Source organism: Saccharopolyspora sp. NPDC045839 (assembly GCF_056431645.1).
This window is the reverse complement of sequence record NZ_JBWKKH010000010.1, coordinates 146,912-163,354: the sequence shown is the minus strand read 5'-3', so window position 1 is coordinate 163,354 and position 16,443 is coordinate 146,912. Positions and strand designations below refer to the sequence as shown.

Annotated in this window: 15 protein-coding genes; 8 read left to right on the top strand and 7 right to left on the bottom strand. The window is 71.6% G+C overall.

Annotated features, from left to right (window positions below):
• Positions 1-484 precede the first annotated feature (484 nt).
• From AC07EQ_RS16935 to dapA, 4 genes are all read left to right on the top strand, one after another.
• A complete protein-coding gene (locus tag AC07EQ_RS16935; protein WP_478388857.1) occupies positions 485-2,545 on the top strand; it encodes a hypothetical protein in 2,061 nt (686 codons plus the stop codon).
• A gap of 112 nt (positions 2,546-2,657) precedes the next feature.
• Positions 2,658-3,398, top strand: coding sequence for an ESX secretion-associated protein EspG (locus AC07EQ_RS16930; protein WP_478388856.1), 741 nt, complete (start codon positions 2,658-2,660; stop codon positions 3,396-3,398).
• 71 nt (positions 3,399-3,469) lie between these two features.
• Positions 3,470-4,132, top strand: a complete 663-nt coding sequence (locus AC07EQ_RS16925) for a DUF3159 domain-containing protein (protein WP_478388855.1) — start codon at positions 3,470-3,472, stop codon at positions 4,130-4,132.
• A gap of 29 nt (positions 4,133-4,161) precedes the next feature.
• Positions 4,162-5,004, top strand: a complete 843-nt coding sequence (gene dapA, locus AC07EQ_RS16920) for a 4-hydroxy-tetrahydrodipicolinate synthase (RefSeq protein WP_478388854.1) — start codon at positions 4,162-4,164, stop codon at positions 5,002-5,004.
• A gap of 172 nt (positions 5,005-5,176) precedes the next feature.
• Here dapA and AC07EQ_RS16915 read toward each other — a convergent pair whose 3' ends face one another.
• Entirely contained in the window at positions 5,177-6,157 is a 981-nt protein-coding gene (locus AC07EQ_RS16915; protein ID WP_478388853.1) for an N-acetylglucosamine kinase, read from the bottom strand.
• A 217-nt stretch (positions 6,158-6,374) separates the two neighbouring features.
• Between AC07EQ_RS16915 and AC07EQ_RS16910 the strand changes: the two genes are divergently transcribed.
• A complete protein-coding gene (locus tag AC07EQ_RS16910; protein WP_478388852.1) occupies positions 6,375-7,217 on the top strand; it encodes an amidohydrolase family protein in 843 nt (280 codons plus the stop codon).
• A 129-nt stretch (positions 7,218-7,346) separates the two neighbouring features.
• Here AC07EQ_RS16910 and AC07EQ_RS16905 read toward each other — a convergent pair whose 3' ends face one another.
• From AC07EQ_RS16905 to AC07EQ_RS16885, 5 genes are all read right to left on the bottom strand, one after another.
• Positions 7,347-7,904: a hypothetical protein gene (locus tag AC07EQ_RS16905; RefSeq protein WP_478388851.1), complete on the bottom strand. Its 558-nt coding sequence runs from the start codon at positions 7,902-7,904 to the stop codon at positions 7,347-7,349.
• A gap of 201 nt (positions 7,905-8,105) precedes the next feature.
• Positions 8,106-9,155 (bottom strand): SIS domain-containing protein, encoded by a 1,050-nt coding sequence (locus tag AC07EQ_RS16900; RefSeq protein ID WP_478388850.1) that lies wholly within the window; start codon positions 9,153-9,155, stop codon positions 8,106-8,108.
• Positions 9,156-9,186: 31 nt separating this feature from the next.
• Positions 9,187-10,008: a carbohydrate ABC transporter permease gene (locus tag AC07EQ_RS16895; protein WP_132487115.1), complete on the bottom strand. Its 822-nt coding sequence runs from the start codon at positions 10,006-10,008 to the stop codon at positions 9,187-9,189.
• Entirely contained in the window at positions 10,005-10,970 is a 966-nt protein-coding gene (locus AC07EQ_RS16890; RefSeq protein ID WP_478388849.1) for a carbohydrate ABC transporter permease, read from the bottom strand. The genes AC07EQ_RS16895 and AC07EQ_RS16890 overlap by 4 nt, the downstream gene beginning before the upstream one ends.
• 2 nt (positions 10,971-10,972) lie before the next feature.
• Positions 10,973-12,241, bottom strand: a complete 1,269-nt coding sequence (locus AC07EQ_RS16885; RefSeq protein WP_478388934.1) for a sugar ABC transporter substrate-binding protein — start codon at positions 12,239-12,241, stop codon at positions 10,973-10,975.
• Between the two features lie 323 nt (positions 12,242-12,564).
• Between AC07EQ_RS16885 and AC07EQ_RS16880 the strand changes: the two genes are divergently transcribed.
• The 3 genes from AC07EQ_RS16880 to AC07EQ_RS16870 all read left to right on the top strand — a co-directional run bounded on the left by AC07EQ_RS16880 (position 12,565) and on the right by AC07EQ_RS16870 (position 15,714).
• On the top strand, positions 12,565-13,320 hold the full coding sequence (locus AC07EQ_RS16880; protein ID WP_093268739.1) for a GntR family transcriptional regulator: 756 nt from the start codon (positions 12,565-12,567) through the stop codon (positions 13,318-13,320).
• Positions 13,321-13,494: 174 nt separating this feature from the next.
• Positions 13,495-14,427, top strand: coding sequence for a hypothetical protein (locus AC07EQ_RS16875; protein ID WP_478388848.1), 933 nt, complete (start codon positions 13,495-13,497; stop codon positions 14,425-14,427).
• A gap of 159 nt (positions 14,428-14,586) precedes the next feature.
• Positions 14,587-15,714 carry a S1 family peptidase gene (locus tag AC07EQ_RS16870; RefSeq protein WP_478388847.1) on the top strand — a complete coding sequence of 376 codons (1,128 nt, stop codon included), beginning with the start codon at positions 14,587-14,589 and terminating at the stop codon, positions 15,712-15,714.
• 54 nt (positions 15,715-15,768) lie between these two features.
• Here the strand turns inward: AC07EQ_RS16870 and thiE are convergent, their stop codons facing one another.
• Positions 15,769-16,440, bottom strand: a complete 672-nt coding sequence (gene thiE / locus AC07EQ_RS16865) for a thiamine phosphate synthase (protein ID WP_397527495.1) — start codon at positions 16,438-16,440, stop codon at positions 15,769-15,771.
• Between the last annotated feature and the right edge of the window lie 3 nt (positions 16,441-16,443).

Genomic DNA, 16,443 nt, shown 5'->3' with positions numbered 1-16,443 from the left:
TCCCTCCTGGTCTTTCCTCCCGCACGCGCGGTGACCGGAAACCAGATTGGCGCTCGAACGGCTACCTACGCCACCGTCGGTTCCGCACTAGTGATTAACGGCACTGGACAGTCTAGTATTTCTGTCCGATTCGCCCGGAAGCTGCTCGGATTTTGCGAATTTCGTTGTCGCACTGCGCTTTTCCCGCGTCGTGGCAGCAACTGGGTGGCTATTCCTCGAAACACCGGTACGGGTGAACCTCAGCTGCTACTGTCCTTCGGCGGTAGCAGATGCAATGAGGGGGCCCGCGATGTTGCGATCGATGCAGGTGGCAGCTCGGCGTGCGTTCGGGGAGACGCCGCGCCGTCCGCCGTTTCGCGTCATCGCGGGCGGTTGAGTTGGGGAACGACAGCGTGCTCCGTTGCGTCGATTCCAGTGCGCCCGCGGTTCGGGTCCACCCGGACGTCGCGCGGCGCTGCAACCGTCCCGAATACCTGGGGGAATCGTGACGTCACCGCAGAATCCGGCGTCCGCGCCGGGGCCAGCGGGCTTCGACGCGCAACAGCGGGCAGCAGGCCCGGGAGGACGACGCCGTGCGGACGCGCCGATGCGCGGCTCGCTCGGCGGTGAGGTGCCGCCGGCACCAAGCGGGCCGCGGCCGCCCGCCCCGCGTCCGATGCGCCTCGATCTGCGCGGCGAGCTCGCCGCACTGGCCGCCGAACCGCACCCGTTCGCGCTGTGGCAGCGCGCCGAGCAGCTGCCCGATCGCTTCGAGCACGACCAGCGCCGGCAGCCCCAAGACGCCAGGCCGGCGCCGGACCGGCCCGAAGCGCCGAAGACGCCGGGCGGCGGATTGGCGCTCTCCGGCGACCTCGGCGGGCTCGACGTGCCGCCGGGACGCCCGGAACCGCCGGCCGAGCTGTCCGGCTCGCTCGGTCCCGAGCCGCTCGAAGAACCGCAGCGCCCGACCGGGTTCAGCGGTGGTCTCAGCGGCTCGCTCGTGCAGGACGACCCGCTGAGCGGCCCGCTGCCATCGATCCACGACGGCCTGGTGGGCGGCCCGCCGCCGCAGGCAGGGCCGCCGAGCGGCCCGCCGCAAGCGGGGCCGCCGCGCCACGACCTCCCGCCGACCGGACCGGACGGCCCGCCGCGCCGACGCGACTCCGGCCCGCTACCGCAGCAGGGACCGCCGAGCAGCCCGTTGCCGCAAGACGGGCTGCTGCCCGAGCCGGATGCCCTGCGGCCCGGCGCTCCGCCGTTCGACGGACCGTCGCCGCAGGTCGGCGGGCGACGGCACGACGTTCCGCCGCCAGTCCGGGATGGTCGGCCGCCCCACGATGGGCCGATGTCCGGGCCGGACGGGTTGCCGCCGAGGCACGACTCCGGTCCGCCGAGCGGGCCGCAGCCACAGGTCGGCCAGCCGAGCGGCCCGCTGCCGCAGGTCGGCCCGCCGCGTCACGACCTTCCGCCGGCAGGGCCGGACGGGCCGCCGCCCCACGACGGGCCGATCGACGGATTGCCGCCGCGACCCGACGCCGCCCCGATGGGGGCGCCGCAGTCGGGCCCGCCGAGCGGCCCGCTGCCGCAGGCCGGTCCGCTGAGCGGCCCGCCGCCGCAGGCTCCGCCGCGTCACGACGCTCCGCTGGACGGTCCGCCGCCGCGCCACGACGCCGGCCCGAGCAGCGGTCCGGTGCCGCAGGCCGGTCCGCTTCGGCAGGACGGCCCTCCGCCCGGCCCGCTGCCGCTGGACGGCCCTCCTCCGCAGCCCGGTCCGCCGAGCGGCCCGCTGCCGCAGGCCGCTCCGCTCAGCGGCCCGCCGCCGCAGGCTCCGCCGCGGCCCGACGCGCCACCGCTCGCGCCTGACGGCGCGCCGCGGCACGAGGCTCCCGGTCCCCGGCTCGCCGGGCCACCGCCCTCCGGGCCACCGCCCGTCGACGGTCCGCCGATGGCCGAACCGCGTCCTCCTGCTCCGCAGGGTCCGCCGTCGCCTCCGGTCGGCAACCCGTCGCTGGGTGGTCCGCCGCCGCGGCCTCCGGTCGCTCCCGGGCCGCCGCCCGAGGGGCCGCCGAGCGGTCCGATGCCGCAGGCCGGCCGCCCGGTCGGGCCGCCGCCCGCGCGGCCGGACGGCCCGCCGAGCGGTCCGATGCCGGCCAACGCCGGCCCGCCGCCGGCTCCGCAGGCGCCACCGCGCCCGCCGGAGCCGCAGCCGGAGCCGCCTCGCCCCGAGCAGCGGCGTCCCGTGCCCGCGCGGGCGCCGAAGCTCACGCAGCGCGCCGATGGCGGGTTCGGGCCGATGGGATCGTCCGGCACCTGGAGCGGGGCCTCGTCGTCCCGGGCCGGTTACGGCCGGAACATGACCTGGTCGGCCGACGACTTCAAGGAGGAACGCCGGGAGGACGACGACCTGCGCGCCGGCGCCGGCTACAAGCCGGGCGAGAGCGGTAGCGGCGTGGTGCCGCAGTTCCTGGTCGAAGCCGACGAACTCTTCGAGGAGGACGACGGCGGGAGCCGCCTCGTCGCCCCGCCGGTGCTGGGCGAAGCCCCCTCCAGCTACCGGGACTTCTAGGGATTGTTCGATGTGGCTCGCGCCGCGGGTGTGCGGTGCGAGCCGAGTCCCGCGCCGCCCGCGGCGCTGACCTCAGCGCCGGCCGGTGCACCCCGACTCGAAATGAGCTGTGATGGTCGAGACGATCACCCTGTCGATCCCCGCGGTCGACCTGCTCGGTGAGCAGCTGAACCTCACCGTGCGGCAGTACCCGTTCGAGCTCCCGCGTGTCGGCGAGGCCGCGGAGGACCGCAACCGGCTGGCCGCCCAGGTGTGGCAGGAGCTGGAGTCGACCGGCCTGGCCCGCAACGGCCGCCCGGAGCCCGAGGTCGAGGACGCGCTGTACCTGCTGTGCAGCTCCGAGGTGTCGATCGCGGCCGCCGGGCTGCTGGACGTGCGCGCCGGGCAGCGGCTGGCCGCGCGGGTCGTGGCGACCGGCGAGGTCGGCGTGGTCGGCGTGCTCGACGGCCGGGGGCTGCGGATGAGCTTCCTGGCGCCGGACACCCTGCCCCGGGTGTGCGCCGAGCTGCTGCCCGACGCCCCGCCCGGCAGCGGCGGCGAGGTGCGCGCGGTGGCCGATCGCAGCCACGGCCGCCCGACCGACGCCGACATCGACGGGCTGGCCGAACTGCGCGCGATCACCTCGGGGCAGAAGTACCGGCTCGGGCACTTCGTCGTCGGCGGCGCCCGGCGCGGCGGGCCGCGCGGCCGGATCCCGAACCTGATCTGGTTCGACAACGACCGGGGCCGCTACTCGCTGCAGGGCGAGCGCGCCGACGGCCAGGACGTCGTCACCTGCCGCCCGGCCGACAAGCCCCGCATCGCCGGCCAGCTCGCCGCCCTCCTCGACCGGGCCCGCCGGGGGCTCGGCTGAAACGCCTCACCGGGGAGTCGCGTGCCACTGGTAGGTGCGGACCGGGCGTTGGTTAGGGCAGGCTGGGTTCTGTGACGCAGGACCGGCAGGCGGAGATCGCGGCGGACCGCGACGACCGCGATTCGTTCATGCGGCTGCTCGGCGGCCGCACCAGCGCGATCGACGCGAGCCTGCCGCCCATCGCGTTCGGCGCCGGGTGGTTCTTCGGCGGCGAGTCGATCGCCATCGGCGGCGGCGCGGCGGTGGTGGTGGGCGCGTTGATCGCCGGGTGGCGGCTGCGCGGGGGAGCCCGGCCGCTGGCGGTGCTGATCAGCCTGCTCGCGGTCCTGCTCGGCGCGCTGATCGCGCTGTACACCGGGGATGCCGCGGACTTCTTCCTGCCCAGGCTGGTGACCAACGCGCTCAGCGCGCTCGCCTGGATGACCAGCATCGCGATCCGCTGGCCGCTGCTCGGCGTGGTGGTCGGCACGGCCCTCGGCCAGGCCCGGCGGTGGCGCCGCGACCCGGTGCTGCTGCGGGCGTACAGCCGGGCGAGCTGGGTCTGGGTCGGCCAGTACGTGGTGCGGCTGGTGGTGTTCATCCCGCTGTGGCTGCTGGGCTTCACCGGCGCGCTGACCATCGCGCAGGTCGTGCTGACCTGGCCGCTGGTGGCGGTGTGCGTGGCGGTGAGCTGGTGGGTGATGCGGCGGTCCCTGCCGCCCGAACACCCGGGACTGCGGCATCCGCAGTCGTGACCGCTCGGCCGGAGGAGCAGAATGCGCTCATGTCTCTCGGCAGCGTGATCACCGCGATAGTCACCCCGTTCGACGACGAGTTGCGCGTCGACGAAGCCGCCTTCCTGGACCTGTTCCGCCACCTGATCGACCACGGCTCGGACGGCATCGTGGTCTGCGGGACGACGGGCGAGGCGCCCACGCTCACCGACGAGGAGCACCTGCGGCTCATCGAGCTCGCCTGCGCCGAGCGCCCGGCGGGCACCACGGTGATCGCTTCGACCGGGTCGAACAACACCGCGCACGCCTGCGAGATGACGGCGCGGGCGACCGAGCTCGGCGCCGACGCGGTGCTTTCGGTGACGCCGTACTACAACCGGCCCAACCGCCGCGGCCTCGTCCGGCACTTCACCGAGATCGCGCGGGCGACGGACAAGCCGGTGGTGCTCTACAACGTGCCGTCGCGGATCGGGCTGTCGCTGACGCACGACCTGCTCGCCGAGCTCGCCCAGGTCGAGAACATCGACTACGTCAAGCAGGCGGACAACGCCGCGCTCGCCCAGATCGACGGCCTCGGCCTGTACGCGGGCAACGACGACGGCTTCGCCGCGGCCCTGGACCTCGGTGGTCTCGGCGGCATCCTGGTGGCCAGCCACCTGGTGGGCCCGCAGATGCGGCGGATGGTCGACGAGCCGGAGCGCCGGGCTGAGATCGACGCCTCGCTGAAGCCGCTGTACGCCGCGCTGTCGACGACCACGAACCCGATCCCGGTCAAGGCGGCCCTGAACTTGGTCGGCCACCGGGTCGGCGGGGTCCGGCTGCCGCTGGTGGACGCGGACGAGGCGGAGTTGGCGGCGATCCGCAAGGGCCTCCAAGAAATCGGCCTCGCCTGAAGCAGACTGGCCCCCGATGTCAATGAGGTTTTCCAGCCTCGTTGTGCGCGGCGGTGCGGGTGGCGGAATTGCCCGCCTTCGGCGTGTCGCGCCGTGACACGCCGAAGGCTGTGGATAACTTCCGCAATTTCAATGGAAATCGAAGGTCTGATTTCCATTGAAATTGCGGGACTCATGGCTCGCGGGAGGCGGTGGTGGCCCGGCCGAGCAGGCTTTCGTGGAGGGTCTGCGGGTCCTCCGTGAGGTCCAGGGCCGCTAGCCAGGCCGCTCCGGCTTCGCCTGGGCCCGCCGTGCGCTGGGTTTGGAAGCCCCGGGCCGACAGCGTGCCGCGCAGCGCCTCGCGGACCGGATTGCCAGGCGCCACCAGGCCGCCTGCCAGCACGATCGTCCTGGATTCGCCGTGGCAGCGGGTCGCCGCCGCGGTGTCGGCCAGGACTTGGGCGGCGCGCCGGACGATGTCGGCCGCCGTTTCGTCGGTGGCCGCGGTCACCAGCGGCGCCAGCTCCGCGAGGCGGATCGGTGGCGCCGCGTTCACCGCGCTGATCAGGTCCCTGCGCTGCGCGTCCGGCACGTCCGGGAGGAGCCGGTCGCGCACTGCCGCCGTGAGGCCGTGCAGCGGCTCGCCGCGGTCCAGCGCGCGCAGCGCGGCTCGCACCGCTTCGCGGCCCAGCCAGAACGCCGAGCCCTCGTCGCCGAGCAGCCAGCCGTGACCGCCGATGGTCGCGACCATCCGGTGCTGCTCGATGCGGGCCGCGATGGCGCCCGTGCCCGCGATCAGCACCGTGCCGTCGGGATCCGGCGTGCCCGCCGCGAAGGCCACCTCGCAGTCGCTGATCGCTCGCCACGGGCTCCGCAGGCCCAGCCCGGACCACGTGCGGTCGAACAGCGCGCCGAACCCGGGATCGGCCATCTTGCTGACCCCGGCCATGCCGATCACGCAGTTGCGCACCGCCGCCGGATCGATCCCGGCGAGCGCCGCCCGCGCGGCATCGGCGATCTGCCGCGCCGCCTGCTCGGGCGGGTGCGAATTCGGGTTGCCGCCGGCCGCTTCGCCGCGGCCCAGCACCCGGCCGGACAGGTCGCTGACGAGCGCCCGGCTGCTGGTTCCGCCGATGTCGAGGCCGAGTACGAGCGCCGCTTCGTCGCCGTGCATCCGCCCTTTCTACCCGTCGCGGCCGCGCACCGTGGCCGGCGCGACCAAAACCGGCCAGGACCTTCTCGCCAACCTCTGGCATCCGGCGTGGCGAGCGGCTATACATCGAGGCGTTGCTTGATCAGTCGGGGAGCTGGAGCATGGACGACCTTGCCGGGTCACGTCGAATGTCCGATTTGGACGGTGCGGGCCGTCGCGGCGCGAGCGGTGCAGCTCGATGACCGTCGACACCCACCACCACCTGTGGGACCTCGACGTCCGGGACCAACCGTGGATCGTCGGCGAGGCGATGGAGCCGCTGCGCCGCGACTTCCGGCCCGCCGACCTGCAGGCCGCGCTGAAGGGTTCCGGCGTGACCGCCACGGTGCTGGTGCAGACCGCCGCCGACCCGGACGAGACGCCGGAGATGCTGGTGCTGGCCGACACCGTGGACCGCATCGCGGCGGTGGTCGGCTGGGTCGACCTGACCGCGCGGGACGCCCGCGAGCGGATCGGCCGCCTGCAGGCGCACCCGTCCGGCGGCTGGCTGAAGGGCATCCGGCACCAGGTCGAGGACGAGCCGGACCCGGACTGGCTGGTCCGCCCGGAGGTGCTCAACGGGCTGGCCGCGGTCGAGGACGCCGGGTTGGTGTACGAGCTGCTCGTCCGGCCGCACCAGCTGCCGGCCGCGATCAAGGCCGTCGGGCAGTTCCCGCAGCTGACCTTCGTGCTCGACCACTGCGCGAAACCGCCCGTGGCCACCGGTGAGCTGGAGCCGTGGGCGAGCCGCGTCCGGGCGCTGGCCGCCCACCCGAACGTGGTGTGCAAGCTGTCCGGTCTGGTCACCGAGGACGACTGGGCCCGGCAACCTGATCCGGTGAGGCTTGCGCCTTACGTGGACGTGGTGCTGGAGGCGTTCGGGCCGGGCCGGCTGATGTTCGGTTCGGATTGGCCGGTGTGCCTGCTCGCCGCCGACTACGGGCAGGTCATGGGCGTGGCCCGGCAACTGACCGCCGGGCTCGACGATCGGCAGCGCGCGGCGGTGTTCGGCGCGACGGCGCGCGAGGTGTACGGCTTTTAGGGTCTTTGGACTCTGCCGTTCGGCTTGCCCCGAGGCTTGCGGTGTGCTCCGTTCGGCGTAACCTGGCGGTGCCCGTCTCACCCCGCCCCCTCGGTGAGGCGGGCTTTTACTTGCGTTAACTCCTTCTGTTTATGGTTTGCCGAGCCTGTTCAACTCTTCTTTGGAACGCGGAATATAGCCATGGCGTCCACCAATGCGTTCGAGGGCTTCGAACTTGGCCGCAGGAAACGAGTGACGCCATTGCGTGATGAAGGCGGACTCGTCCGTATCATTGACTCGAATGCGCTGAAGCTCTCGCGTGAGTCCAACTAGGAAGCCCGAGAAGGGTACGTATGCTTCAAGCAAGCACTTTCCCCTGCGCGGCGTCCACTTCGTCGTCGGCTGAAGCCACGTCCAGTGCTCGGCTTCGTGTACGGCAACTCCCATATTGCCGTAGTGGTCCAACGACATATCCAGAAAGGCATTTGCCCCGGGGGCGTTCCCTTCTCCCCCCCACAGGACGCACGCAACATCGGCACCCTCTGCCAAGGCGAGCGTCGCCTCGACGAGATTATTCAGAGCATTCCGCATGAACGTGGCCTTAAATGAATGAGTTTGCTCGTCAGTTTCGACCGAGAGCTCACACCATCCATTCTTGATAGTCAGTGCGAAATCGAACTTTTCCGAAATTATGGAGTCACCTTCCATGGTGGCATTATATTGAGCCTTTTTCATCCTGGTCGGCCCGCAGCCGCGGGTCGCAAAGCCGTACGTCGATGGGGTGTCGCATGCGCCGTAGGCGCATAGCCCACCTACGACACCGGCACCGCTGCGGGTTCTCAGCGTTCGCCTGGCATAGCAACCCAAAAGACTCACGGCCCCGTTCACCGCGGGAACGGCCGCCGTCGGTCACCGGGTGCGGGTGACCTTCTTCAGGCCGCGCGGGCTGTCCGGGTCGAAGCCCCGGGCCAGCGCCAGCCCGAGGGCCAGCTGCTGGACCGGCAGGACCTCCAGCACCGGCGCCAGCTCCTCGGCGCAGGCGGGCACCGGGATGCGGTGCGACGCGTGCACGTCCGAGGCCGCCGAGCCGATCGCGCAGATGTCCGCGCCGCGCTCGTGGACCACGTCGAGCACCTCGCGCATCGCGTCACCGCCGCGCCCGTTGCTGCACAGCGCGAGCACCGCGGTGTCGGTGTCGACCGCCGCGACCGGGCCGTGCAGCAGGTCGGCGCCGCTGTAGGCGCGGGCCGAGAGATAGCTGGTCTCGGCGAGCTTCAGCGCCGCCTCGGAGGCGGTGGCCAGCGAGTAGCCGCGCCCCGTGGTGACCATCCGCTCCGCGAAGCGGTACCGGCGCACCGCGTCGTCCACCATCTTCTGGCCTGCGTCCAGGGCGGTCGCGGCCAGCTCGGGGATCGGCTCGGCGTCCGCGCCGGTCCCGCCGCGCACCGCGTCGACGAGCAGGTACAGGGCGAGCAGCGTCGCGCTGTAGGTCTTGGTCGCGGCCACCGCCTGCTCGCGGCCCGCCCGGATGTCCACCGACAGCTCGGCGGCGGAGTTCAGCGGCGAGTCGGCGGTGTTGGTGACCGCGACCGTCAGCGCGCCGCGCTTGCGGCCGGACTCGGTGACCTCCAGCAGGTCCGGGGACCCGCCGCTCTGGCTGACCGACACCAGCAGCACGTCGGTCAGGTCCGGCTGCGCGCCGTAGAGCGTCGTCGTCGACGGCGACGTCAGCCCGACGGGCATTTCGAGCAGGACTTCCAGCAGGTACTTCGCGTAGAGCGCGGCGTGGTCGCTGGAGCCGCGGGCGGCCAGCAGCGCGAAGCGCGGTCGGCGTTCCGCGATCTTCGCGGCCACCTCCGCGATCGCGTCCCGGCCGGCCAGCAGGTCGGCGAAGATCGCGGGCTGCTGGCTGATCTCGTCGGTCATGTGGCGACCGGGGGTGGCGGTCATCGGGTCCATCCCTTCAGGTTTAGGTCTAGACCAATCTTACTCAGCCCTTGACGGCGCCCGCAGTGACGCCCGACACCATCTTCCGCTGAACCGCCAGGAAGAACACCAGGACGGGCAGCGTGAACAGGGTCGCGGACGCCATCGTGGCGCCCCAGTCGGTGCCGAACGCGTTCTGGAAGCTCTGCAGGAACACCGGCAGCGTCTGGAGGTCCTGGGAACGCATGAAGATCAGCGCGTACAGGAACTCGTTCCACGCGGTGATGAACGCGAACACCGAGGTGGCCACCAGGCCCGGCCCCAGCAGCGGCAGCGTGACGCGGCGGAACGCCTCGGCCCGCCCGCAGCCGTCCACCATGGCGGCCTCCTCCAGGTCCATCGGGATCCCGTCGATGAAGCCGCGCAACGACCAGATGGTGAACGGCAGCGTCGTGACCCAGTAGACCAGGATCAGCGACGGCAGCTTGTTGAGCAGCCCGAGATCCCGCATGAACAGGAACATCGGCACCATCAGCGCCTCGAACGGCACCATCTGCGCGACCAGCACCAGCATCAGGAAGCCCTTGCGGCCGCGGAACCGGAACCGGCTCATCGCCAGCGCCGCCAACGTGCCCGCGACCAGCGAGCACGCCACCGCGGTGAGCGTGACCAGCAGGCTGTTGCCCAGGTAGCGCAGGAAGTCCGAGCCGAACAGCGCGGTCGCGTAGTTCTGCAGCGTGACCGCGCTCGGCACCAGGTCGTAGGACGTGGACAGCACTTCGCCGCGCGGCTTGAACGAGCTGGCGAACATCCAGTACGTCGGGAACACGAAGATCACCGCGATGGCGAGCGCCAGCGCGGACAACCCGATCCGGCGGATCCTCACAGCTCGACCTCCTGGGAGCGCAGCAGCAGGCGCAGGTACTGGGCGCAGACCACGACGAGCACGATCACCATCAGCACGCTGACCGCGGCGGCGGCGCCGAAGTGCTTGCCCGCGATGCCCTCGAGGTACTGCATGACCGGCAGCGTCGTGCTCCCGCCGCTCGGGCCGCCCTCGCGCATCGCCCACACCTGCGAGAACACCTTGAAGTCCCACAGCACCGACAGGAACGTCACGATCATCAGCACCGGCTTGAGCTGCGGCCAGGTGATCGCGGTGAACGTCTGCCAGCCGCTGGCGCCGTCGATCCCGGCGGATTCGTAGAGGTCCTTGGGCACCCCGAGCAGCGCGGCGTACAGCGTCATCGCCACGAACGGCACGGCCTGCCAGGTGATCAGGATGCCGACCACGGTCAGCGTGCTCGCGCCGGTGGCGAACCAGGAGTGCCCGGCGAAGGAGTCGAAGCCGAGCAGCACCAGCGTCTTGTTCAGGATCCCGTACTGCTGGTCGAAGATCCACTGGAACACCGTGGTCGCGGCCAGCTGCGGCATGGCCCACGCGAGCAGCAGGCTGACCTGCAGCACCACTCGCGGAACCACCGGCACGTGCTTCATCAGCAGCGCCAGCAGCAGTGCCGTCAGCACGGTGGCCGCCACGATGGACGAGGTGAACACCACGGTCCGGAGCGTGACGGTCCAGAACTCGGGGTTGCCGAGGATCTGCGCGTAGTTGTCGAAGCCGATCCAGGTGAACTCGCCACGGGTGAGCTCGCCGAGATCGAGCTTGCGGAAGCTGGTCACGATCACGTTCACCGCGGGCCAGCCGAGCAGTGCGATCAGCGCGAGCACCGCGGGAGCGAGCAGCAGGTACGGCATCGCTTCCCGGACTCGCGGGCGGCGCCGAGCGCCGGGCACCACGGGCGAACCCGCGGTGCCCGGCGCCGGGCGGGTGTGCGTAGCGGTCATGATCAGTTGTTCGCCGCCAGCAATCGGGTGATCTTGTCGTTCGCCTCCAAGGTGGCGTCGACGACCGTCTTCTGGCCGGTCAGCACGGCCGTCATCATGTCCTTGAGCGGGTTCTGCCCGGACTCGATGGCCGCCCACTGCGGCACCGGCGGCGGCACCTTGCCGTCCTTCGAGGCGACGGCCATCGCGGCGCTGACCGGGTTCTTCTCCAGCGCGCTGGTGTCCTGCGAGGCGCCCGGCACGACGCCGCTGTCGGCGAGCTTGGTCTGGTACTTCTGGCTGGTCAGCAGCTTCAGCCAGTCCTTGGCGGCGTCGGCGTCGGCGCTGCCGCCCGGGATCGCCAGGTTGGAGCCGCCGAGGAACACCGGCGCGGTCTTGCCCGGGAACTTCGACGGGATCGGGAAGGCGCTGGACAGCCCGGAGATCGCCGGGTTGGTCTTCGCGGCGGTCTGCACCTCCCACGGCAGCGCGATCATCATCGCGACCTTGCCCTTGGCGTACACCTCGGCCTGCTGCGGCTCGGCCTCGTCGGTGTCGGCCGGGGCGGACGTGGCCGACGTCTTGACCAGCTGCTGGTAGTACTCGACGCCCTCGCGGGTCTGCGGGGTGTCCAGCGAGCCCTTGTACTCCGCGCCCTGGCCGGTGGCGATGTCACCGCCGGAGTCCCAGATGAACGACAGCAGCGCGTACCAGGACTGGCCCGGCAGGTAGAGCGACTGGAAGTCGGGGTCCGCGCCGTGGGTCTGCTCCAGCTTGGTGATCGTGGCGAGCAGCTCGTCGCGGTTCGTCGGCAGCTGGGTGATGCCCGCCTGCTGGAACAGCTCCTTGTTGTAGACGACGACGCGGTTGGCGGCGTAGAACGGCACGGCGTACTGCTTGCCCTCCCATGCGCCGGACTCGGCCAGCGCGGGTACCCACTGCGACTTGCCCATGCCGTCGGCGTCGGCGGTGAGGTCCAGCAGCGTGCCCTCGGAGGAGAACTGCGCGGTCTGGCTGTTCCCGAGCTCGATCACGTCCGGCGGGTCGTTGCTGGTCAGAGCGGTGGTCAGGCGGTCCTGGATGCCGTTCCACTGCTGGATCTGGTAGTCCACCTTCATGCCCGGGTGGCTCTGCTCGAACTCCTTGTTGAGCTCTTCGATCAGTACGTCGGGCGCCGAGCCGTCCATCAGCCAGACGGTCAGCTTGTTGTCGCTCGCGCCGGCTCCGCCGCCGCAACCAGCGAGGGTCAACGACAGCGCGGCTGCTGCCGCGAGCGCCTTCCAGGTCTTCAACATTCGCCCCTTCCTCCGCGCCGGCGCGGAGCCGCGGGTGCTCGCCATCGGGGCCGGGCGCCCGCATATCTTTGGTGTAGACCAATGCGATGAAGATTGTGGTGCGGGGCACGCGATGTCAAGACTTTTCGGCGCTACTGTTCAGGCACGCATAAGGCTGGCTTGATCTTCGGGCGCCGGCTCGTCGCGGCAGCACGTCGCCGCCGCCGGCGTTCGGGCGGCCGACTTTCGGGCATGCTGAGGTATCAGGACTCGGCAGGCCGGCGACTCGACGCCTCGGGGAGCGGAACAACGGCGGCAAGGTTGCGGTGGTAGGAGGAACGATGCTCGAAACGTCCGTGTCCGGTGGGGCGGACTCGCCCGGACGCGCACAACGCGAACCGAAGTACTGGGGGCTCAAGCAGCACCTGTTGGACATGCTCCGATCCCTGCCGCCCGGTGCGCCGATTCCTACCGAACGCTCGCTGGCCGCCGAGTTCGACGTCTCGCGCACCACGGTGCGCCAAGCGCTGGCCGAGCTGACCGTGGAGGGCCGGCTGCTGCGGGTCCAGGGCAAGGGCACCTTCGCGGCGAAGCCGAAGGTCGCCCAGCGGCTGCAGCTGAGCAGCTACACCGAGGACATGCGCGCCCAGGGCCGCCAGCCCACCTCCCGGCTGCTGGAGGTCGTCGAGGAACCGGCCGCGGAGGAGCTGGCCGAGCTGCTCGGGACCAAGCCGAGTTCGACCGTGCTGCGCCTGCGCCGGCTGCGGCTGGCCGACGGCGAGCCGATGGCCATCGAGACCACCCACCTGCCGCTGACCCGGTTCCGCGGGCTGACCACCCGGCTGGAGTCCGGCGGCTCGCTCTACCAGGTGCTCCGCGAGAGCTTCGAGGTCGAGCTGGGGCACGCGGAGGAGACCATCGAGACCGCGCTGGCCAGCCCGGAGGAGGCCGAGCTCCTCGGCTCCGACGTCGGCCTCCCGATGCTGCTGCTGTCCCGGCACTCCTTCGACACCGAGGGACGCCCGGTCGAGTGGGTCCGCTCCATCTACCGGGGCGACCGCTACAAGTTCGTCGCCCGCCTCAACCCACCCAACTGAACCCCTGAGCAGCCCGTTTCCCGTGGAAGGGCACCCCGGATCGGGGTGCCCTTCGTCGTTGCCGGCCGCGTTACGCGAAGTGGGAGTCCTCACGGTTCGGCAACGATCTGGAGAAAACGCTCGTGCTCGCCCGTTGGACCGTTCAGGGAGAGTGCGTTCAAGAGCGTGGGAGCGATGGGCAGGCAGGAAGAGGTCAGGCGGAAAGAGGAGTCGGACGACCAGGAGCCGGACGAGGAGGCCAAGAAGTCCAAGAAGATCGACGTGGCGCCGACCCAGGTCGCGGGCGCGGCGCTGGCCTCGGTGACGGCGGCCTTCCTGGGATCCCGGCTCGGCGTGGCGGGCACCTTGATCGGTGCCGCGCTGACGAGCGTGGTGATCACCGTGGGCGGGGCGCTCTACCAGCGGTCGTTCGACAGCGCGAAGGAGAAGGCGGTGCACGCCGCCGCGAAGGCCTCGGTGCTGAAGCTCCGGCGGACCACCGTCGCGCGCTACGTGTCCAAAAAGGACGAAACCGTCGAGGCGACGCGGCGGATCCGCCTGGCGCCCGGAATGCATTGGCCGGGCGGGGAAACCGTCGTGGACGAGGACCGCACGGCGAAGATCGACACCGACGCGGCGACCCGCATGCTGAACGTGGCCGAGGCGGGGCAGGCGACCGAGGTCGTCGCGCCCGCGAAGCCGGCCGCGGACCCGCGCAAGCGCCACGTCCGGTGGGCGATGGTGGCCGCGAGCTGCGCCGGGGTGTTCGCGCTGAGCATGCTGATCGTCACCGGGTTCGAAGGCGTGACCGGAAAACCGCTCTCCGGCGGTGACCGCGGCACGACGCTCGGCCAGGTGCTGCACCGCGACGAGCAGCGCGCGCCCAGCGTCCCGGCCGAGTCGACGAAGCCGCGGGAGACCCCGACCCAGCAGCCGCAGCCGACGACCGAGGTGACGCCGACGCAGCAGCCGACGGTGCAGCCGACCGCGGAAACCCCGACGCCCACCCGGGAGCAGCCGACGCAGCCGTCGACCACGGCCGAACGGCCCAGCCAGGCGCCGGAATCGGGCCGCCCCGAGATCCCCCTCGAAACCGGCGAGCCGCGTCAGTCTTCTTCTGGGGGATAGGAAATCCAGGCCAAACGCCTCCTGCGCTAGCTCAATCGAGTTGCGCAGGAGGCGTTTTGGGCGAATGGGGCGAAAGGCGGATGTGGGACTGATGTTCTCCTCTGATACTGGATCGGCGACGGGGCGATGAGATCCAGCTCACGAAGAGGGAGACATCAGATGAAGCGCAGACTCGCGGCCCGGGTGGCCGGGACCGTGATGTTGGCGGCGGGAACGGTGGCCGCGTTGACCATGCCCGCCACCGCGACCGAAACCGCGCCGCCCGCGGCAGAAGCGGCGACCCTGCTCGACGCGATGCAGCGCGACTTCGGCCTGGACCGGGACCAGGCCCTCCAGCGGCTCGACCAGGAAGCCGCTGCAGCCCAGGCCGACCAGCGGCTGAGCGCCGCGCTGGGCAGCACCTACGGCGGGTCCTACTTCGACCCGGCGCTCGGCAAGCTCGTCGTCGGCGTCACCGACCAGGCCCGCTTCGACGAGGTGCGCGCGGCCGGCGCCGAGCCGAAGCTCGTCATCTACAGCATCGAGCAGCTCAACGGGGTCGTCGAAGGCCTCAACCTGCGCAGCGCGGTCGCCCCGAAGGGCGTCTCCGGCTGGTACGTCGACGGCAAGGTGAACTCCGTCGTCGTCACCACCAGGCCGGGCACCGCCCCCGACGCGGCGCGGTTCGTGCACACCTCCGGAGTCCTCACGGATGCGGTGCGCGTCACCGAATCGCTGGAGAACCCCCGCACCTACGCCGATGTCATCGGCGGCAACGCCTACTACATCGGCAGTGGCTCCCGCTGCTCCGTCGGATTCTCGGTGCAGGGCGGATTCGTGACCGCCGGGCACTGCGGCAACGTCGGCGACTCCACCTCGCAGCCCACCGGCCGGTTCGAGGGCTCGGAGTTCCCGGGCAACGACTACGGCTGGGTCCGGGTCGGCTCCGCCGACACCCCGCGCCCGCTGGTGAACCGGTACGACGGCAGCACCGTCGGCGTCGCGGGCTCCACCGAGTCCGCCGTGGGCGCGTCCATCTGCCGCTCCGGCTCCACCACTGGCTGGCACTGCGGTTCGGTGCAGGCCAAGAACCAGACCGTGCAGTACCCGCAGGGCACGGTGACCGGCCTGACCCGCACCAACGTCTGCGCCGAGCCCGGCGACTCGGGCGGCTCCTGGCTGTCCGGTAGCCAGGCCCAGGGCGTGACCTCCGGCGGTTCGGGCAACTGCAGCTCCGGCGGCACGACCTACTTCCAGCCGGTGAACGAGATCCTGCAGGCCTACGGCTTGACCCTGCTCACCCAGTAAGCGCCACCAGACCGGCCCCCGGCACCCGGCCGGGGGCTGCGTCGCGTCCGAGCGTTACGGCAGGCGGTCGCGGAGCTCGCGGGCCGCGGCGCGCGGGTCCTCGGCCTCCGTGATCGCGCGGACCACGACGACCCGCTCCGCGCCGGCCTTGAGGGCCTGGTCCAGGTTGTCCGGGCCGATGCCGCCGATCGCGAACCACGGCCTGCCGTGGCCGCGGTGCTCCGCGGCGTGCTCCACCAGCTCCAGCCCGGCCGCCGAGCGGCCCGGCTTGGTCGGCGTCGTCCACACCGGGCCGGTGCAGAAGTAGTCCACGCCGGGCTCGATCGCGGCGGCGTCCGCCTGCACCACGTCGTGCGTCGACCGGCCGATCGCGACGTGCTCGCCGACGATGCGCCGGGCGATCTCCACCGGCAGGTCGTCCTGCCCGAGGTGCAGGATGTCGGCCTCGGCGGCCATCGCGACATCGGCGCGGTCGTTGACCGCGAGCAGCGCGCCGTGCCGCAGGCACGCCTCGGCCAGCACCTCCAGCGCCGCCAGCTCGTGGCGGGCCTCCAGCGGGGCGCCGTTCGGGTTCTTGTCCCGCAGCTGGATGATGTCGACGCCGCCGGCCAAGGCGGCGTCCGCGAACTCCGCGAGATCACCGCGCTCGGCGCGCGCGTCGGTGCACAGGTACAGCCGCGCCTCGTCGAGGCGAGCGCGGATGCCGAAGCCGTCCAATCCAGGCATGCC

Excerpts from the sequence above, each read along its gene's own strand:
- AC07EQ_RS16930 (WP_478388856.1), top strand. The coding sequence starts at position 2,658 with ATGGTCGAGACGATCACCCTGTCGATCCCCGCGGTCGACCTGCTCGGT.
- dapA (WP_478388854.1), top strand. The coding sequence starts at position 4,162 with ATGTCTCTCGGCAGCGTGATCACCGCGATAGTCACCCCGTTCGACGAC.
- AC07EQ_RS16915 (WP_478388853.1), bottom strand. The coding sequence starts at position 6,157 with ATGCACGGCGACGAAGCGGCGCTCGTACTCGGCCTCGACATCGGCGGA.
- AC07EQ_RS16910 (WP_478388852.1), top strand. The coding sequence starts at position 6,375 with ATGACCGTCGACACCCACCACCACCTGTGGGACCTCGACGTCCGGGAC.
- AC07EQ_RS16905 (WP_478388851.1), bottom strand. The coding sequence starts at position 7,904 with ATGGAAGGTGACTCCATAATTTCGGAAAAGTTCGATTTCGCACTGACT.
- AC07EQ_RS16900 (WP_478388850.1), bottom strand. The coding sequence starts at position 9,155 with ATGGACCCGATGACCGCCACCCCCGGTCGCCACATGACCGACGAGATC.
- AC07EQ_RS16890 (WP_478388849.1), bottom strand. The coding sequence starts at position 10,970 with ATGACCGCTACGCACACCCGCCCGGCGCCGGGCACCGCGGGTTCGCCC.
- AC07EQ_RS16880 (WP_093268739.1), top strand. The coding sequence starts at position 12,565 with ATGCTCGAAACGTCCGTGTCCGGTGGGGCGGACTCGCCCGGACGCGCA.
- AC07EQ_RS16875 (WP_478388848.1), top strand. The coding sequence starts at position 13,495 with ATGGGCAGGCAGGAAGAGGTCAGGCGGAAAGAGGAGTCGGACGACCAG.
- AC07EQ_RS16870 (WP_478388847.1), top strand. The coding sequence starts at position 14,587 with ATGAAGCGCAGACTCGCGGCCCGGGTGGCCGGGACCGTGATGTTGGCG.
- thiE (WP_397527495.1), bottom strand. The coding sequence starts at position 16,440 with ATGCCTGGATTGGACGGCTTCGGCATCCGCGCTCGCCTCGACGAGGCG.